At 72.9% G+C, this 17779-nt stretch carries 12 protein-coding genes; 10 read left to right on the top strand and 2 right to left on the bottom strand.

Going from position 1 to position 17779, the window contains the following annotated elements; translation table 11 throughout:
- Nucleotides 1-8: 8 nt before the first annotated feature.
- Nucleotides 9-737 (top strand): ABC transporter ATP-binding protein, encoded by a 729-nt coding sequence (locus RNL97_RS26100; protein WP_030581554.1) that lies wholly within the window; start codon nt 9-11, stop codon nt 735-737.
- A gap of 104 nt (nt 738-841) precedes the next feature.
- Here the strand turns inward: RNL97_RS26100 and RNL97_RS26095 are convergent, their stop codons facing one another.
- Nucleotides 842-2059 (bottom strand): FAD-dependent monooxygenase, encoded by a 1218-nt coding sequence (locus tag RNL97_RS26095; protein ID WP_030581551.1) that lies wholly within the window; start codon nt 2057-2059, stop codon nt 842-844.
- A gap of 408 nt (nt 2060-2467) precedes the next feature.
- Here RNL97_RS26095 and RNL97_RS26090 point away from each other — a divergent pair, with 408 nt between their 5' ends.
- The 8 genes from RNL97_RS26090 to RNL97_RS26055 all read left to right on the top strand — a co-directional run bounded on the left by RNL97_RS26090 (nt 2468) and on the right by RNL97_RS26055 (nt 15430).
- Complete coding sequence (locus RNL97_RS26090; RefSeq protein ID WP_313751262.1) at nt 2468-3937, top strand: aldehyde dehydrogenase family protein; 1470 nt, start codon at nt 2468-2470, stop codon at nt 3935-3937.
- The gene (locus tag RNL97_RS26085) at nt 3925-5505 is read left to right on the top strand and encodes an APC family permease (RefSeq protein WP_374115170.1); all 1581 of its coding nucleotides are present in this window, start codon (nt 3925-3927) and stop codon (nt 5503-5505) included. The genes RNL97_RS26090 and RNL97_RS26085 overlap by 13 nt, the downstream gene beginning before the upstream one ends.
- A 66-nt stretch (nt 5506-5571) precedes the next feature.
- Nucleotides 5572-7149 carry a GMC family oxidoreductase gene (locus RNL97_RS26080; RefSeq protein ID WP_030581541.1) on the top strand — a complete coding sequence of 526 codons (1578 nt, stop codon included), beginning with the start codon at nt 5572-5574 and terminating at the stop codon, nt 7147-7149.
- A 39-nt stretch (nt 7150-7188) separates the two neighbouring features.
- A complete protein-coding gene (locus RNL97_RS26075; RefSeq protein ID WP_030581539.1) occupies nt 7189-7818 on the top strand; it encodes an alpha-ketoglutarate-dependent dioxygenase AlkB in 630 nt (209 codons plus the stop codon).
- 96 nt (nt 7819-7914) lie between these two features.
- On the top strand, nt 7915-10542 hold the full coding sequence (locus RNL97_RS26070) for a SpoIIE family protein phosphatase (protein WP_313751261.1): 2628 nt from the start codon (nt 7915-7917) through the stop codon (nt 10540-10542).
- A gap of 124 nt (nt 10543-10666) precedes the next feature.
- On the top strand, nt 10667-11203 hold the full coding sequence (locus RNL97_RS26065) for a hypothetical protein (protein ID WP_243315479.1): 537 nt from the start codon (nt 10667-10669) through the stop codon (nt 11201-11203).
- Nucleotides 11204-11288: 85 nt separating this feature from the next.
- Nucleotides 11289-13493: a hypothetical protein gene (locus RNL97_RS26060; protein ID WP_313751260.1), complete on the top strand. Its 2205-nt coding sequence runs from the start codon at nt 11289-11291 to the stop codon at nt 13491-13493.
- Between the two features lie 419 nt (nt 13494-13912).
- Nucleotides 13913-15430 carry an exopolysaccharide biosynthesis polyprenyl glycosylphosphotransferase gene (locus RNL97_RS26055; protein ID WP_398867024.1) on the top strand — a complete coding sequence of 506 codons (1518 nt, stop codon included), beginning with the start codon at nt 13913-13915 and terminating at the stop codon, nt 15428-15430.
- A 72-nt stretch (nt 15431-15502) separates the two neighbouring features.
- Here RNL97_RS26055 and RNL97_RS26050 read toward each other — a convergent pair whose 3' ends face one another.
- Nucleotides 15503-16486, bottom strand: a complete 984-nt coding sequence (locus tag RNL97_RS26050; protein ID WP_030581525.1) for a GDP-L-fucose synthase family protein — start codon at nt 16484-16486, stop codon at nt 15503-15505.
- A 114-nt stretch (nt 16487-16600) separates the two neighbouring features.
- On the opposite strand from RNL97_RS26050, the gene gmd reads away from it, so the two are divergent.
- Complete coding sequence (gmd, locus tag RNL97_RS26045) at nt 16601-17614, top strand: GDP-mannose 4,6-dehydratase (RefSeq protein WP_030581522.1); 1014 nt, start codon at nt 16601-16603, stop codon at nt 17612-17614.
- The last annotated feature ends 165 nt before the right edge of the window (nt 17615-17779 follow it).

Raw genomic sequence — 17779 nt, 5'->3', positions numbered from 1 at the left:
GGCACCCGATGCTCGAACTCACCGGCCTGACCGCGGGCTACCACGGCGGCACCGTCCTCCACGGCCTCGACCTGTCGGTCCCCGCCGGCACGGTCCATGCCGTGGTCGGCCACAACGGCGCGGGCAAGACCACGCTCGTCCACACCGTCGCCGGGCTGATGCGGCCGAGCGCCGGAACCGTACGCCTGGACGGCCGTGACGTGACCGGGCAGCCGGCCCACCGGATCGCCCGGGCGGGGATCGGTCTCGTACCGCAGGGCCGCCGGGTGTTCGCCGGGCTCACGGTCGAGGAGCACCTGCGGCTGTCCTACCGTCCGCCGCGCCGGGGCGACACGACCCGCCCCAGTGTGTGGACCCCCGCGCGGGTCCTGGAGCTGCTGCCCCGGCTGGGCGAGCGCCGGGGCAACCGGGGTACGGACCTGTCCGGGGGCGAACAGCAGATGCTGGCGCTGGCCCGCGCGCTGCTCGGCTCGCCGCGGGTGCTGCTGCTCGACGAGCCGACGGAGGGCCTCGCGCCCGTACTGGTGCGGCAGATCGACGCGTTGGTGACCACCCTGGCGGCCGAGGGCATCGCCGTCCTGCTGGTCTCCCCCAGCCCCGCCCAGGCCGTCGCGTGCGCCCGTACGCTCACGGTCCTCACCTCGGGGCGGATGACGCTGCGCCTGTCCGGCGAGGACGCCCGCGCCGACGCGACGGCGCTGCACGCGGCGCTGGAACTGACGGCGACGGGGGCCTGAGGAGCCAGCGGCAGGAGGACCGTGATACGGGGGGGCCGGCGAACGGCGACGGGAGCGGGGCGGCGGCCGTTGCCGGCCCGCCACCGCCCCCGGCTCCCTACGCCCTAACGGGCCTTCATGCTGTGCCCGCCGAAGCCGCTGCGGCGGTCGGAGCCGCTGTTCTGTGCCTGCCACCACGCGTCGAACCCGGCCTGGTCCATGGCGGTCCAGTCGGGGGTGTTCTCGACCTGGGCGTCGCCCATCCGGCGGGCGAGGGCGACCATGGCGGCCCCGACCGTGCCGCGCCGTTCGTCGTAGCCTCCCAGGACCTCCTTCCAGCTGCCCCCGGCCAGCCAGGCGGCCTCCAGCGCCGTGGCGTCCTGGAGCGCCTTCACGCTGCCGCCGCCGATGTGCGGCCGGGCGACGCTGGCGGCGTCGCCCACGAGCACGAGGCGGCCCGAGGTGTAGTGCGGCACCTCCAGGTCGTAGATGGGCTGGATGAAGGTGGTCTCGGCAGGGGTGCGGAGCACGCGGGCCGCCCAGTACGGCGGGAAGTTGTCGGCGACCAGGGCGCGCAGGTGCGCGGTGAGTTCGGAGTTGAGGCGGCCGGGCGGGAGGGAGGTGGGGGTCCGCAGGTCCGGGTGGAGGCCGTCGGTCTGCGGGGGTGCGGTGTAGAGCACCCAGTTGAGCCGGTGCCCGCCGACGCCGTCCGGGATGCGGTAGATCATGCAATGGCCGCCGGGGAAGACGATGTTGTGAGCGTCCTCGCCGTCCGATGGGAGGCCGGCGACGTCCGGTGACGTGCCGCGCCAGCCGATGTATCCGGCGTACGTGGCGTCCGCGCCGGGGAACATGGCCTCGCGGACGACGGAGCGGTATCCGTCGGCGCCGATCACGAGGTCGAAGCGCTCCTCGTACCCGTCCGCGAGCCTCAGCGTCGCACCGTCGGCGTCCGGTTCGACGGCGGTGACGACGGCCCCGGACCGGTAGGACACCCCGTCGGGCACCCGGCGCCGCAGTTCGCTCCACAGCGAGCCCCAGCTGTAGGCACGGAAGGGGAACGGCTGCTCGCCGACGACCCGCCCGTGGTCGGCCTCCCCGTCGCGCACGCTCCACACCCGCCGGGTCAGCGGCGCCCAGGGCATCTCCGGGGCCACGTAACCGGCTTCCCGCAGCTCGTCGTACCGGTCGCTGTGGAGGGCGATTCCGACCCCTCTGTCCCGAAGCCGGTCATCGGCACGCTCCAGCACCGTGACCCGCTCGGCCCCTCCGCGCGAGGCGGCGAGAGCCGCCGCACACCCCGCTATGCTGCCGCCGACCACGGCGACGCTGCCTCCACGCATGACTGGCACTCCACTCACTCGGTGTTCCGGGCGTTCCGGCCGCCGGCGGCGACACTGTTGTCGCGGCGGCGCGACCGGCCGTAAATCACCCTGCATCAGCGGCCGTTGACCCGAAACCTGCGGTCAGGACACGGGCTGGATCCTATCGGGGCGCGCCCGCCGGCCGGGTCCTGGACAGCACCGACCGCCGAGGAGCACTCCGAGCCGCGGCATCGTCGGCGTTGCACGGACAACGATCTCAGCCCTTCCGGCGAGCCCGTCCCCGCCTGCCCCGATCGGCCGCGCCCGCCATGCGCACCCGCCCCGCCGCTCCTACCGTCTGTGCTGACGTCGTCGCGCAGGGAGCCGGTCGGCGTCGTGACCCGCGCATGGCGGGGCGCCCGTCCCGGCCCCGTACAGGAGGAGCCCATGCCGGAGCTGTTCATCGATGGCCAGTGGACCGCTGCCGCCGAGGGGCGGACGCGGGAGATCCGCTGTCCGGCCGACGGCACGCTGGTGGCCACCGTCGACGAGGGCGGGGCCCAGGACGCCGACGCTGCCGTCGCCGCCGCCCGGGCCGCCTTCGACCGGGGGCCCTGGCCGGGGACGCCCGCCGCCGAGCGGGGGCGGCTCCTGCTGCGGGTGGCGGAGCTGCTGGAGCGGGACAAGGACGTCTTCGCGCGGGCCGAGTCGCTGGACACGGGCAAGCGGCTCGTCGAGAGCGCCTACGACATGGACGACATCGCGAACTGCTTCCGGTACTTCGGCGATCTCGTCGCGGCCGGGGACGCGGGGCGGGTCGTCGACACCGGGCTCGCGGACGTCGACAGCAGGGTCGTGCACGAACCCGTCGGGGTGTGTGCGCTCATCACCCCGTGGAACTATCCGCTGCTCCAGACCGCCTGGAAGGTCGCGCCTGCGCTCGGGGCCGGCAACACGTTCGTCCTCAAGCCGAGCGAGCTGACCCCGCACACCGCCATCCTGCTCATGCGGCTGCTGGCCGAGGCGGGGCTGCCGGACGGGGTCGCCAATCTGGTGCTCGGGGCGGGGGGTGTGGTCGGGGCTCCGTTGACGGAGGATCCGCGGGTCGATCTGGTGTCGTTCACCGGGGGGCTGGTGACCGGGCGGCGCATCATGGCGGCCGCCGCGCCCACCGTGAAGAAGGTCGCCCTGGAGCTGGGCGGCAAGAATCCCAACATCGTCTTCGCCGACGCCGACTTCGACACCGCCGTCGACTACGCGCTGATGGCGGTGTTCCTGCACTCGGGCCAGGTCTGCTCCGCCGGGGCGCGGCTCCTCGTGCAGGACGAGCTGCACGACCGGTTCGTGGACGAGCTGGTGGCGCGGGCGGGCAGGATCAAGCTCGGCGGGCCGTTCGACGAGGACGCCCGCAGCGGGCCGCTGGTCTCCGCCGCGCACCGCGACAAGGTCGAGGCGTACGTGGCGGAGGGCATCGCGGAGGGCGCGGTGCTGCGCTGCGGCGGGGCGCGGCCCGATGATCCGGCGCTGGCGGACGGCTTCTACTACCCGCCCACCGTGCTGGACGAGTGCGCCACCTCGATGTCCGTGGTGCAGGACGAGTCGTTCGGCCCGGTGCTCACCGTCGAGCGGTTCCGGGACGAGGACGACGCCGTCCGGCTGGCCAACGACACCGTGTACGGGCTGGCAGGGGCAATCTGGACGCAGGACGGCGGGCGCGCCCACCGGGTGGCGTCGCGGCTGCGGGCCGGCACCGTGTGGATCAACGACTTCCACCCCTACGTACCGCAGGCGGAGTGGGGCGGGATGAAGCAGTCCGGTTTCGGCCGCGAGCTGGGGCCCGCGGGGCTCGCCGAATACCAGGAGGCCAAACACATCTGGCGCAATGTCGCCGCCACCCCTCAGCGGTGGTTCGATTGAGCCGCCCCAAGGACGCGGCGGGCCGCGCGGCGGAGAGCCGGCAGGACGACGACACCCTCGGCGAGCTGGGCTACCGCCCCGAACTCAAGCGCACGCTCGGCAACTTCCACACCTTCGCCGCCGGGATCAGCTACATCTCGATCCTGACCGGCACCTTCCAGCTGTTCTACTTCGGCGTCAGCTTCGGCGGGCCCGCCTACTGGTGGTCGTGGCCGATGGTCTTCTGCGGGCAGCTGATGGTGGCGCTGTGCTTCTGCGAGCTGGCCGCCCGCTATCCGGTGGCCGGTTCGGTCTACAACTGGGCCAAGAAGATGGGCGGTCCGCACGTCGGCTGGCTCGGCGGCTGGATGATGATGACGGCCACCATGGTCACGCTGTCGGCCGTGGCGCTGGCCTACCAGATCACGCTGCCGCAGATCGACGGCTGGTTCCAGTTCGTGGGCGACGGGAGCGGCAAGAACGACCAGGCGGCCAACGCCGTCCTGCTCGGCAGTGTGCTGATCCTGTTCTCCACGCTGGTCAACGCGTTCGGCGTCAAGCTCATGGCCCGGATCAACTCCGCGGGCGTCTTCATCGAGCTGATCGCCGCCGTCGCCCTGATCATCTTCCTGGGCGCGCACATCACCCGGGGCCCCAGCACCGCGCTGACGGAGACGTACGGGCTGGGCAGCGGCCAGACGCTCGGCTACTTCGGCGCGTTCCTCACCGCGTCGCTGGCCTCCGCCTATGTGATGTACGGCTTCGACACCGCGTCCTCGCTCGGTGAGGAGTCGCACAACCCGGGCCGCAACGCGCCCCGCGCCATCCTGCGGGCGCTCGTCGCGTCCTTCCTGATCGGCGCGTTCATCCTGCTCTTCGCGCTGCTCTCGGTGCCGGACCTCAAGGCCGAGGAGCTCTCCACCGGCGGACTTCAGTACGTGGTGCTGGCGACGCTCGGCGACACGATCGGGGAGATCTTCCTCTGGGCGGTGGTCGTCGCGATCACGGTGTGCGTGCTGGCCGTGCAGGCCGCCGGGATCCGGCTGATGTTCGCCATGGCGCGGGACAACAACCTGCCCGCCGGCTCGAAGCTGGCCCGGGTCAGTCCCCGGTTCAGGACGCCCGTGGTGCCCGCCGTGCTGATCGGGGTGGTGGGCGTCGTCATCCTGGTCGTGAACATCAACCAGCCGCAGATCTTCTCGGTGATCACCAGCATCGCGATCATCATGATCTACGTGGCGTATCTGCTGGTCACCGTGCCGATGCTGCTACGCCGGCTGCGCGGCGACTGGGAGCCGCGCGAGGGCGCGTTCTCGCTGGGCCGCTGGGGGCTGCCCGTCAACGTGCTCGCCGTGCTGTGGGGCACGGCCATGTCGCTCAACCTGGCCTGGCCGCGCGCCGAGGTGTACAACGCGACCGGCCCGCAGCACTGGTATCTGCGCTGGGGCGCGTTCCTGTTCATCGGCGTCGTCGCGCTCGGCGGCTTCGCCTACTACTGGTTCGTCCAGCGGCACCGGACCGGCGTACTCGCCGAGCACCGCGTCGAGTCCGCCGGCCCCACCGCTCCCCCGCCCCCGCCGGCCGCCTGAACCCCTCAGACCCGCCGGCCGCCCGGACCCCTGGAACCCCGTCGGCTGCCCGACCCTGGAGACCCGATGCCCGAAGAGAGCTCCGCGTCCACGTTCGACTACGTCGTGGTCGGCGGCGGTACGGCCGGTGCCGTCATCGCCGCCCGGCTCACCGAGGACCCTGACGTCACCGTCTGCGTGCTGGAGGCGGGCCCCTCGGACGTGGGGGACGACAGCATCCTGCGGCTGGACCGGTGGATGGCGCTGCTGGAGTCCGGTTACGACTGGGACTATCCGGTGGAGCCGCAGGAGCGGGGCAACAGCTTCATGCGGCACGCCCGCGCCAAGGTGCTCGGCGGCTGCTCCTCGCACAACTCCTGCATCGCCTTCTGGGCCCCGGCCGAGGACCTCGACGAGTGGGCGGCGCTCGGCTGTACGGGATGGAGCGCGGCGGACTGCTACCCGCTCTACCGGCGCTTGGAGACCAACGACGCGCCCGGCGACCACCACGGGCGCTCCGGTCCGGTCACCATCCGGACGGTACCGCCCCGCGACCCGTGCGGTACGGCGCTGCTGGAGGCCTGCGCGACGGCGGGCATCCCCACCGTCCCGTTCAACACGGGCTCCACCGTGATCCGGGGCGCGCACTGGTTCCAGATCAACGCCCGCGAGGACGGCACCCGTTCCTCCGCCTCGGTGTCGTATCTGCACCCGGTGCTGGGCAAGCGGCCCAACCTGGAGGTACGGACCGGGCTCCAGGCGAAACGGCTGCTGTTCGAGGGCGGGCGGTGCACGGGGGTGGAGTACCTGGAGCCCGACACCGTGCACAGCGGGGCGGTGCACGCGCGGCGCGAGGTGATCGTCTCCTGCGGGGCGATCGACTCCCCGAAGCTGCTGATGCTGTCCGGTATCGGTCCGGCCGGGCATCTGCGGGAGACCGGGGTGGACGTGCGGGTGGACTCCCCCGGCGTCGGCTCGCACCTCCAGGACCACCCGGAGGGGGTGATCATGTGGGAGGCGAAGCAGCCCATGGTCACCGCGTCCACCCAGTGGTGGGAGATCGGGATCTTCGCGGACACCGAGCCGGGGCTCGACCGGCCGGACCTGATGTTCCACTACGGCTCGGTGCCGTTCGACATGAACACCTACCGGCGCGGCTACCCGACCTCCGACAACGCGTTCTGTCTGACCCCGAACGTCACCCGCGCCCGGTCACGGGGCACGGTGCGGCTGCGGACCCGGGACTTCCGGGACAAGCCCCGGGTCGATCCGCGCTACTTCACCGACGAGCACGACGTACGGGTGATGACGTACGGGCTGCGGCTGGCGCGGGAGATCGTGGCCCAGCCGGAGATGGCGGCGTGGGCGGGGGCCGAGCTGGCTCCGGGTCCCGGTGCGACCACGGACGCGGAGCTGTTCGACTACATCCGCGAGACGCACAACACCGTCTACCACCCGGCCGGGACCGTACGGATGGGCCCGGCGGAGGACCCGGACTCGCCGCTCGACCCCCAGCTGCGGGTGAAGGGCGTCACCGGGCTGCGGGTGGCCGACGCGTCGGTCATGCCGTTCCTTCCCGCAGTCAATCCGTGCATCACGACGATGATGATCGGCGAGAAGTGCGCCGATCTGATCAAGGACGGCCCCGCCCCCGCCATCCCGTAAGTATTCGTACACGTGCTCGAATGGCGTTACGCTCTCCTCATGGCCGTACACCTGCAAAGCTCGCTTTTCGACCAGGAGGCCGAGGTCGGCACCCGCCCTCTGAGCGGACTGCGGCGTACCGATCTCGGCCATGGAGCCTGGATCGACGTACTGCCGCAGTGGCTCCGGGGAGCGGACACGCTGTTCGAGACGCTGGTACGCGACGTCGCCTGGCGGGCCGAGCAGCGCGTGATGTACGAGCGTGTGGTGGCGGTCCCCCGGCTGCTGGCCTTCTTCGGCCGCCACGACCCCCTGCCCCATCCGGCCCTGGAGGCCGCCCGTACCGAGCTCGGCGAGCACTACGCCGCCGAGCTGGGCGAGCCGTTCACCACGGCGGGGCTGTGCTTCTACCGCGACGGGCGGGACGGGGTCGCCTGGCACGGGGACACCATCGGGCGGGGAAGCAGCGAGGACACGATGGTCGCGATCCTCTCGCTGGGAGCGCCCCGGCACCTGGCGCTGCGGCCGCGCCGTCCGGGCCCCGCCCCCGTCCGCAGACCGCTCGGCCACGGCGACCTGATCGTGATGGGCGGCAGTTGCCAGCGCACCTGGGAGCACGCGATCCCCAAGACCGCACGGGCCGTCGGGCCGCGCGTCAGCGTGCAGTTCCGGCCCGCCGGGGTGCGCTGACCCCGGCTTTCCGCGACCTCGCCCCGGGGCACCGCGGTTGTGCGGGTCCCGGGCAGGGCCGATTCTGAGAGTAATGAACCGGGCCGGGGTCGCGCCGTGAGCGCGGCGAACACGGCGGAGAGCGCCGATTTCCGTGGGCCGCTGGACATCACCAGGGCGGCCACGGTGGTTCTGGACGCCGAGAGCACCGTCATCGGCTGGAGTCCCGCGGCGGCCGAGCTCCTCGGCTACGGAGCGGCCGAGGCCCTGGGGCGGCCGCTGAGCGCGTTTCTCTCGGTGCACCCGGTCGGCGGCGCTCCCCCGGCCGCATCAGCCGAAGCGTCCGGACCGGCCGCCACCCGCATCGGCCCGCCGTCCCTCGTCGGCAACGCGATCCACGCGGCCCACGCCCGGGACGGCCGGGAGCTGCTGGTGGCGACGGCGACGTGCCCGCTGCCGCCCGGCGCGGCCGGCCGTGGCCCCGGCGCGCCGGACCGGATCCTGGTGGCGGCCGAGGTGGGGGAGCTGCGGCAATGGGAGTCGCGGCTCGCCCTGCTCCAGGGGCTGGCCACCCAGTCGCCCGTCGGGCTGGCGATCTACGACACCGATCTGCGGCTGACCTGGTGCAACACCGCCTATGAACGGGAGATCGGGCAGCCGCTGGCCGTGTTCCGGGGCAAGCGGGCCGACGAGCTGTACTCCGGCGGCTCCTTCCTGACCCCGGGCTATCCGCAGACGCTCGACGGCGTCATGCACCAGGTGATCGACACCGGCGCGCCGGTCCTCGACCTGAACTTCCGGGGGCAGCCGCCCAGCGACCCGGGGAGGGACCATCTGTGGTCCTGTGCCTACTACCGGCTGGAGGACGCCCACGGGCACGTGTTCGGGGTGTGCGAGGACGCCTTCGACATCACCGACCGCTACCGGGTCCAGGAGCGGCTGGCCCTCCTCGTCGAGGCCGGCCGCAGGATCGGCACCGTCCTGGACGTGGCCACCACCGCCGAGGAGATCGCCGAGGTGGCCGTGCCGGACTTCGCCGCGACCGTACGGGTCGATGTCACACGGGCAGCGGTGACCGGGGAGACGGCGGCGGTGGGCAGCACGGCGGACATGTCGCTGCTCCGGGTCGCGGACCGCTCGGAGCCGGGCTCCGCCACACCGGACCCAGGCGTCCCGGACCCGGCCCTCCCGGACCCGGGCCGACCGGACCCCAACGTGCCCGAGCCGGGCGTCCCGGGCCCCGGACTGCTGGATTCCGGAGGCCCGGAGGCCCGACCGCACGCCGCGTCCGGGGCCACGAGCTCGACCGGAGACGACCGGCACCCGTATCCGCCGGTCGTCTACCCGCCCGGCTCCCCCCAGCACCGCAGCCTGGCCTCCGGCGGCCTCGTGCTCGACGAGGGCACCCTGGTCGTCCCCCTGCGGGCCGGGGGCGGCATCCTCGGGCTCGTCACCTTCGACCGGGGCGTGGAGCCCGACGCCCCGGGCAGGCCCCCCACCCCCGACCGGGCGACCACGTTCGACAACGGCGAGGTCTCCCTGGCCGACGAACTGGCGGCCCGGGCCGCGGTCTGCATCGACAACGCGCGCCGCTACACCCGCGAGCGCACCGCCTCCCTCGCCCTCCAGCGACAGTTGCTGCCGCACCACCTGCCGCCGCAGTCAGCGGTCCGGACCGCCTACCGCTATCTGCCCGCCGACGATGTGACCGGCGTCGGCGGGGACTGGTTCGACGTGATCCCGCTGTCCGGGACCCGGGTCGGTCTCGTGGTGGGGGACGTGGTCGGGCACGGTCTCCAGGCCGCCGCCACCATGGGACGGCTCCGCACCTCCGTACGGGCCTTCGCGCAACTCGACATGCCCCCCGACGAACTGCTGACCCGCCTGGACGACCTGGTGGGGCAGCCCGCGGAGGAGCCGCCGGACGCCTACGGCGGGGCCGTCGAGACGTACGACGTGACCACCGGGGCGACCTGCCTGTACGCGGTCTACGATCCGGTCTCCCGGCGGTGCGTCATGGCCCGGGCCGGGCATCTGCCGCCGGCGGTCGTCGACCCCGGAGGCCGGGTGTCGTTCCCGGACCTGCCCGCCGGGCCGCCGCTGGGCCTCGGCGGCCTGCCGTTCGAGGCGATGGAGTTCGAGCTGCCGGTGGGCAGCCTGCTGGCCCTGTTCACCGACGGTCTGGTCGAGGGCCGGGACCACGACATCGGCCACGGCCTCGACACGCTGGGCCGGGTGCTCGCCGACCGTTCCGCGTCACTGGAGGAGCTGTGCGACCGGGCGGTGTCCGCGCTGGTGCCGGGCGGCACGAGCGCCGACGACACGGCCCTGCTCCTGGTCCGCACCCGTGAGCTCGACGCCGAGCGGGTCGCCGACTGGGAGCTGAGCGCGGAGCCGGTGTCGGTGGGCCGCGCCCGCGAGCTGGCCACCGGGCAACTGGAGGCCTGGGGCCTGGAGGAGCTGGTGTTCGCGACCCAGCTCGTCGTCAGCGAGCTGGTCACCAACGCGGTCCGGTACGCGGGCGGCCCGCTGGGGCTCCGCCTCATCCGGGACCGCACCCTGGTGTGCGAGGTCGCGGACACCGGGCACACCTCCCCCCACCTGCGGCACAGCGCGGAGGACGACGAGGGCGGGCGCGGCCTGTTCATCGTGGCGCAGCTCGTGCAGCGGTGGGGCACCCGCTACACGCCGACCGGAAAGACCATCTGGACCGAGCAGGCGCTGCCGTCGGCCGACGACGGCTGACCCTCTCCGTACGGGCCGGGCCGCTTTGTTGACAACCCAACAGACGTGTACTTAGGTATGCCTTACCTAAGTCGACTGGGTGTCCGTGGTTCTGGTTACCGATGCCGAGAAAGGTGCTCATCCCGTGAGTGCTGTTCCCTCCACCCGTACCGTCGCCCGCGCGGGCCTCGCCGCGTTCGCCGCCGCCGCACTGGCCGTGGCCGTCGCCTCCCCCGCCGCCGCCGCGACCGGCACCCGTACCGTCACCGAAGGCGGCACCACCTACAACCTGTCGCTGACGGCCCCCGACAGCGCGGCCGCCTCGGGCGCCAACATCACTGTCACCGGCAGCGGTTACAACACCGCCCAGGGCGTCTACGTGAGCCTGTGCGTGGTGGACGGCGCCCAGGGCGCCAACAAGCCGTCGCCGTGTCTCGGCGGCCAGGACGAATCCGGCACCACCGGCGCCTCGCACTGGGTCTCCAGCCTGGGCGGCGGCCTCCCCAACACCTCGCCCTTCGGCGCGGGCGGCACCTTCAGCGTCCGGATACACGTCAAGGCCGACCTCGGCGGCGGCAACGTCTGCGGCGACACCGTCGAGTGCGCCGTCGTGACCCGCGCCGACCACACCGACACCAACGACCGCAAGTACGACGTCCACGCTCCGATCACCTTCGGGTAGCACCGGACGAGTTCTCCAGCCCCGCTGCCCGGTCCCGGCCGTTCCTGCCGGGGCCGGGCTGCCACGCGTCCTGACGAGGAATGACATGACATCGACTCCGGGCACCCCGCCCGGCGGCCGCAGCAGGCCGGGACGCCGGGCGGCCACGGCCGCCGTCGCCGCCCTGCTGCTCGCGGGGGTCCCCGTCGGCGCGGCGGTCGGCGCCGACGCCGGCACCCCGAGGACCGCCACCGGCCCCCAGGGGCAGAAGCTCACCGTCTCGGCCACCGCCGGTCTCGCCCCGGCCGGGCAGAAGGTCCGGGTCCGGGGCGAGGACTACGGCCTCACCACCGGCGTCTACGTCGCCCTGTGCAAGGACAACGGGGACCACCGCGTGCCCTCCCCCTGCCTCGGCGGCGCGGACATGAGCGGCGGTTCGAAGACCTCGCAGTGGATCGTGCCTCCGGGCGACCCGTACGAGGGCGGTCTCGCGCAGGCCTTCGGGCCAGGCGGCACCTTCGACGTGGAGATCGAGATCGCGGAGAAGGGCGACGGCCTCGACTGCGCCGAGGTGGCCTGCTCCGTCGTCACCCGCGCCGACCACCGCGCCGCCGGCGACCGCAGGCAGGACGTACGCATACCCGTCGCCTTCGCCGGCCGGGAGCCGGGCGGCGAGGGGGTCGACGTGCCCGCGGGAACCGTCTCCTACAAGGCCGCCGCCGACTTCACCACCGCGGGCAAGCCGCTGGACCTGCTGCTGCACCCCGACTCGAAGAAGCTGTACGTCGGCGCGGACAACCTCCCCGACACGGCCGACGCCGACGAGCGCGGGCTCCACGTACTGAACCCCGAGGACGGGACGTCCGAGAGCTGGATCAGCCAGGCCCCCGGATCCACCGGTGCGCTGCGGCCCTCGGCCGCCGCGCGCATCGCGGGACCGCTGCCGGGCGACGGCGTCGTCTACCACTATCCGCTGCGGGGAGTCGGCAGCGCCGAGTCCGGGGACAAGGCGGCCTCGGGCGTCTGGCTCGCCGGGTCCACCATCACCGACATCGCCCCCGGTACGACCCCGGACACGGCCCTGGTCGCCCAGGGCGCGACGCTCTCCGAGATCGAGCGGGCCACCGGCACGGCGACCCGGACCCTCACCCTGCCCGGCGGCACCCGGTTCGCCGCCGACCCCGAGCGGGGTGCGCTCTGGTACACCGACTTCGCGGCCGGGAAACTGCACCGAGTGGACCTCGCGTCGTTCACCGTCGGCGGTTCCTTCGACCTGCCCGGCGGGCCGGGCATGGCCGGATTCACCGCGACGGACCCGGCCACCGGCGCGGTGTGGGTCGGGGTCGACCGGTCGGTGCTGGTCTTCGACGCCGCGGGCACCCTGGTCAAGACGCTCGTCGGCAAGGACCTGGCCCGTGACGCCGCCTTCGACACGGCGTCGGGCCGGGCCTACGTCGTCTGGCAGGACGGCGGGGACCTCTCCGACCCGGCCAACGACAACAACGGGACGCTGACCGTGTACGGCAGCGAGGACTTCGCCGCGGCCGCCCAGGACCTGCCGCTGCCCGGCAACCACTCCCAGGCCGGTGCGGCCTCGCTCGCCGTCGAACCGGGCGGCGCCACCGTCTTCGTGACCAGCCCCGCAGAGGGGAAGATCACCAAGCTGGTCCGGCAGGTCTCGCCCCTGGTGAGCCGCGCCCCCGCCGACCTCACGGCGAAGGAGGGCGAGGAGGTCGCCCTCACCGCCGAGGCGGAGGGCGCCCCGGAGCCCGCGGTCCGCTGGCAGGTCAGCACCGACGGCTCGCAGACCTGGAAGGACGTCGAGGACGCGACGGAACCCACCCTCACGTTCACCGCGCGCACCGCGCAGGACGGCTACCGCTACCGCGCCGAGTTCCGCAACGACGCCGGCACCACCCGCACCGCCGCCGTGACACTCACCGTCACCGCGGCCACCGGCGGCGACAGCGGTGGGGCCACGGGCGGCGGCGGTGATACCTCCAACGGCTCCGGCAGTACGGGAGGTGACGGGTCGACAGGTGGCGACAGCGGTACGCGTGCGAGCGGCGGCTCCGGGGACTCCGGCTCCACGGGTACGGCCAGAGGCTCCAGCGGTACGGTCGGCGGCTCCGGTTCCACGGTCGGCGGGGGTCTCACGGGCGGCACCGGGACCGCCTCCACGTCCGGTGGCGGCGGCCTGGCGGCCACCGGGGCCCCTATGACATCGGTAACTCTCGCGGCAGCAGCGCTCGTTGGCGCCGGGGCGCTGGTCCACCGGCGCGCCAGGAGGCGCACGGAGGGCGCTCTCTGACGTCGTAGCAGCCCTCGCACCTCTCGGGGCCGCGAGGGGGATGCGTGAACCCCCTGGCCGGGCACACCGCCCGCCAGGGGGTTCACGCATCTCCCGCCGGGGCGCGGCCGGGCCGGACCTCCGCGAGCCGCCCTCTCGGCACCGACGGGCACAAGCGCTTACCCGGCGGTCACTCCGTCAACATCCTTGCCCACCAGGCGACATCGGACGGTTCCGGTCGATCAGCCGTGTCTGAACCGAGCCGTCTGAACTTCACGAGAACTCCAGCGAAATGGCACGTGTGTGGATATCGTGCACCGAGCGAGGGCGCATCCGTCAGTCCATGGGATCGGCGGATGCGTCCCGTTTGTGGGGGTGCAACTGTGGCTGGGGGGCTCATGGGGCATGTCGAAATACCTGATACCGACCTATCCGGACCGGTGGGGCTCCGGGGCGCACCGCGCTCTCGCACCGCCGCCTCCCGGAATCGCACGGCGGCCCTGGAGCAGATCTGGAGGGCCCCGACGGCTCAGCGCGACCCGGCAGGCCCGGCACCGGCCCGGCGGATACCCGCGCGCGGGCCGGTCCTCGCCGCACTGACCGACCTGCTGGGCCTGGCCGGTCCGGCCTGGCTGCTGCTGCACGCGGGGGACCAGCCCCGCCCGCTGGCGGCCGCCGCGGTCGCAGGGCTGCTGTGGTCCGGGCTGCGCGGCGCCCGGGGGCGGTACACCGACCGGCTGCGGGCCGAGCCCGGCGGTGCTTCCTGCGCGGTGGGCGCGGTCGGCGACTGGCTCGTGCTCATCGGCCTGCTGGCCGTGCTGCACACGGCTGCGGGCAGCCCGGTGGACCCGGCCACGGCCGTCGTGGCCGTCGCGCCGGGGCTGCTGGTGGCCGCCGCGGTGTCGGGGCTGCGGCGGTGGCCGCGCTCCGCCCGACGGGCCGGCCGGGTCCGCAGGGTGCTGCTGGTCGGTGAGGCTGCGGGCATGGACCGGGCGGCCGGGCTGCTCGCCTCCCGTACGGACCACGACTACGCCCTGGTCGCCGCCATTCCGGTGGGCACCGCCCGGCTGGAGGCGGAGGGGGTGCAGATCCCGGGCCGCCTCGCGTCCTGCCCGGCCGACGACGATGTGCCGACGGTGCTCGCCGGCGTCTACGCCCATGGGGCGGACCTGGTGCTGGTGGCTCCGGGGCCGCAGCTGACCGGTGACCGGCTGCGACGCCTCGGCTGGGGGCTGCACGACCGGGGCGTCGCACTGTCCGTTCTCTCCGAACTGTCCGGCGTGGCGGCCGAGCGGGTGCGTCCCGTGACCGTGGCCGGGCTCACCCTGCTGCACATCGCGCCGCCGCTGCGCGGGGGGCCGCAGGCGATGGTCAAGACCGTGCTGGACCGTACGGGCGCCCTGTTCGGACTGCTGGCCCTGGCACCGCTGTTGCTGACGGTGGCGTTGAGCGTCCGGCTGTCCTCTCGGGGGCCGGTCTTCCACCGGCAGGTGCGGCAGGGGCAGCACAACCGGCCGTTCACCATGTGGAAGTTCCGCACGATGGTGGCGGACGCGGAGCATCTCAAGGCGCAGCTCGCCGTGGTCAACGAGGTCGACGGGCCGCTGTTCAAGATGCGCAGAGACCCCCGGGTGACTCCGGTCGGCCGGATGCTGCGGCGTACGTCGATCGACGAACTCCCGCAACTGGTCAATGTGTTGCTGGGCCATATGTCGTTGGTGGGGCCACGGCCGCCGCTGCCGGAGGAGGCGTCCCGCTACGACGAGCGGGAGCACCGCCGGCTCACGGTGAAGCCGGGGCTCACGGGCCTGTGGCAGGTGAGCGGGCGCTCCGACCTGAGCTGGCAGGAGACCGTCTCGCTCGACCTCTGGTACGTGGACAACTGGTCGGTCGCCGCCGACATGGGACTCCTCGCCCGCACCGTGCGCGCCGTCACCGACGGCCGCGGGGCGTACTGAATGGCGACGGGCGGCCGGATGCGAGGAGCACCACCGGTGTGCCGCCGAGAGGGTGCTCCCGGCGGCGGGCGGTCACTGTCCGGGCGGGAGTTGTCCGAGCCACCAGGCGTAGGTGCGGGCGATGCCGTCGCGCAGCGGGATCTTCGGCGTGAAGCCGAGGGCGTTCAGGCGGGTGACGTCGAGCAGCTTGCGGGGGGTCCCGTCGGGCTTCGAGGTGTCCCAGGCGATGCGTCCCTCGTATCCCGTCACATCCCGTACGGTCTCCGCCAGTTCGCGGATGGTGAGGTCCTCGCCGCAGCCGATGTTGACGGGTTCGTCGCCGTCGTAGGCCTCCAGCAGGCTCACGCAGGCGGCGGCGAGGTCGTCGACATGGAGGAACTCGCGGCGCGGCGAGCCGGAACCCCACAGGGTGACCTCGGGGGCCCCGTCCCTGCGCGCCTCGTGGAAGCGGCGGATCAGCGCGGGCAGGACGTGCGAGGTCTCCAGGTCGAAGTTGTCGCCGGGCCCGTAGAGATTGGTGGGCATGGCGCTGATGTAGGAGGCGCCGTACTGCCGCCGGTAGGACTGGGTCTGGACGATTCCGGCGATCTTGGCGAGGGCGTACGCCTCGTTGGTGGGCTCCAGCTCCCCGGTGAGCAGCGACTCCTCGCGGATCGGCTGGGGCGCGAGCCGGGGGTAGATGCACGACGAGCCGAGGAAGAGCAGCCGCTCCGTCCCGGCCGCGTGCGCGCCCGCGATCACGCTGAGCTGGATGCGCAGGTTGTCCTCCAGGAACTGCACCGGAAAGGTGCTGTTGGCCATGATCCCGCCCACCTTGGCGGCGGCCAGCACCACGGCGTCCGGGCGGACCTCCTTGAGATACGTCTCGGTCCGCGCGGCGTCGCGCAGGTCGAGGAGGTCACGGCCGCGGGTGAGCACCTCGTGGCCGTCGTCTGCGAGGCGGCGGGCCACCGCCGAGCCGACCAGGCCGCGGTGTCCCGCGACGAATATGCGGGAGCCGGGCCGCAGTAGGGAACGGGCGGATTCCTGGGGCGGGACGGGGAGTTCGGTCGTCATGGCTCGGATTGTGCCAGCAGGGAAGGACCGCGGTGACGCTTTGCCGCAGAACGCACCAATTCCGGAATATCGGTGAACATCGCCGTCGAGGCGATCAGCAGAGAAGGGGGAATCGTGGCGAAGACCGCGCTCATCACCGGAGTGACAGGCCAGGACGGTTCGTATCTGGCCGAGTTGCTGCTCGACAAGGGATACACGGTGCACGGGCTCATACGCCGTTCCTCAAGCTTCAACACCGAGCGGATCGACCACATCTACCAGGGTCCCGAGGAGCCGGAGCGCTCCTTCGTCCTGCATCACGCGGACCTGTCCGACGGTGTGGCGCTGGTGAACCTGTTGCGCGACATCCAGCCCGACGAGGTCTACAACCTGGGCGCGCAGTCGCATGTGCGGGTGTCCTTCGACGCCCCGCTGTACACCGGCGACGTCACCGGGCTCGGGACCATCCGGCTCCTCGAAGCGGTCCGGGCCAGCGGTATCCAGACCCGGATCTACCAGGCGTCGTCCTCCGAGATGTTCGGCGCCAGTCCGCCCCCGCAGAACGAGAAGACCCCGTTCCACCCGCGCAGCCCGTACAGCGTGGCGAAGGTCTACGCCTACTGGGCCACGGTCAACTACCGCGAGGCGTACGGCATGTTCGCGGTGAACGGGATTCTCTTCAACCATGAGTCGCCGCGCCGGGGCGAGACCTTCGTGACCCGGAAGATCACCCGGGGTGTCGCCCGGATCAAGGCGGGGCTCCAGGACCGGCTGCACCTGGGCAACCTGGACGCGGTCCGGGACTGGGGGTACGCGCCGGAGTACGTGGACGCCATGTGGCGGATGCTCCAGTGCGACAACCCCGACGACTTCGTGATCGCCACCGGCGAGGGCGTCAGCGTGCGGGAGTTCCTGGAGTACGCCTTCGAGCACGCGGGCCTCGACTGGCGCGAGCACGTGCGCTACGACCCGAAGTACGAACGTCCCAGCGAGGTCGACGCGTTGATCGGCGACGCCTCCAAGGCCGAGGAGCTGCTGGGGTGGAAGCCCGAGGTGAAGTCCCGGGAGCTGGCCCGGATCATGGTCGACGCCGACATCCGCAAGCTGGCCGACCAGTTGTCCGGGGCCGCTGTCCGGGTGGACCGGTGACGGGACCGCGCCACCGTGCGCGTGGGCCGGTGAACGGGCCCCACCGCCGTCCGGGTGGGCCGGTGGAACGGCGTCGCCGCGACGGGCGCCGCTCCCCCGGTGGCCGGGCCGGCCTGCTCCGCCGCCGGTCCGCCGTCCCCTTACCGGGTCGACAGGACCGCGTGA

The organism is Streptomyces parvus, assembly GCF_032121415.1.
GTDB classification, from domain to species: domain Bacteria; phylum Actinomycetota; class Actinomycetes; order Streptomycetales; family Streptomycetaceae; genus Streptomyces; species Streptomyces globisporus_A.
Note: the sequence above shows the minus strand (reverse complement) of the source record. Positions and strands in the feature narration are given on the sequence as shown.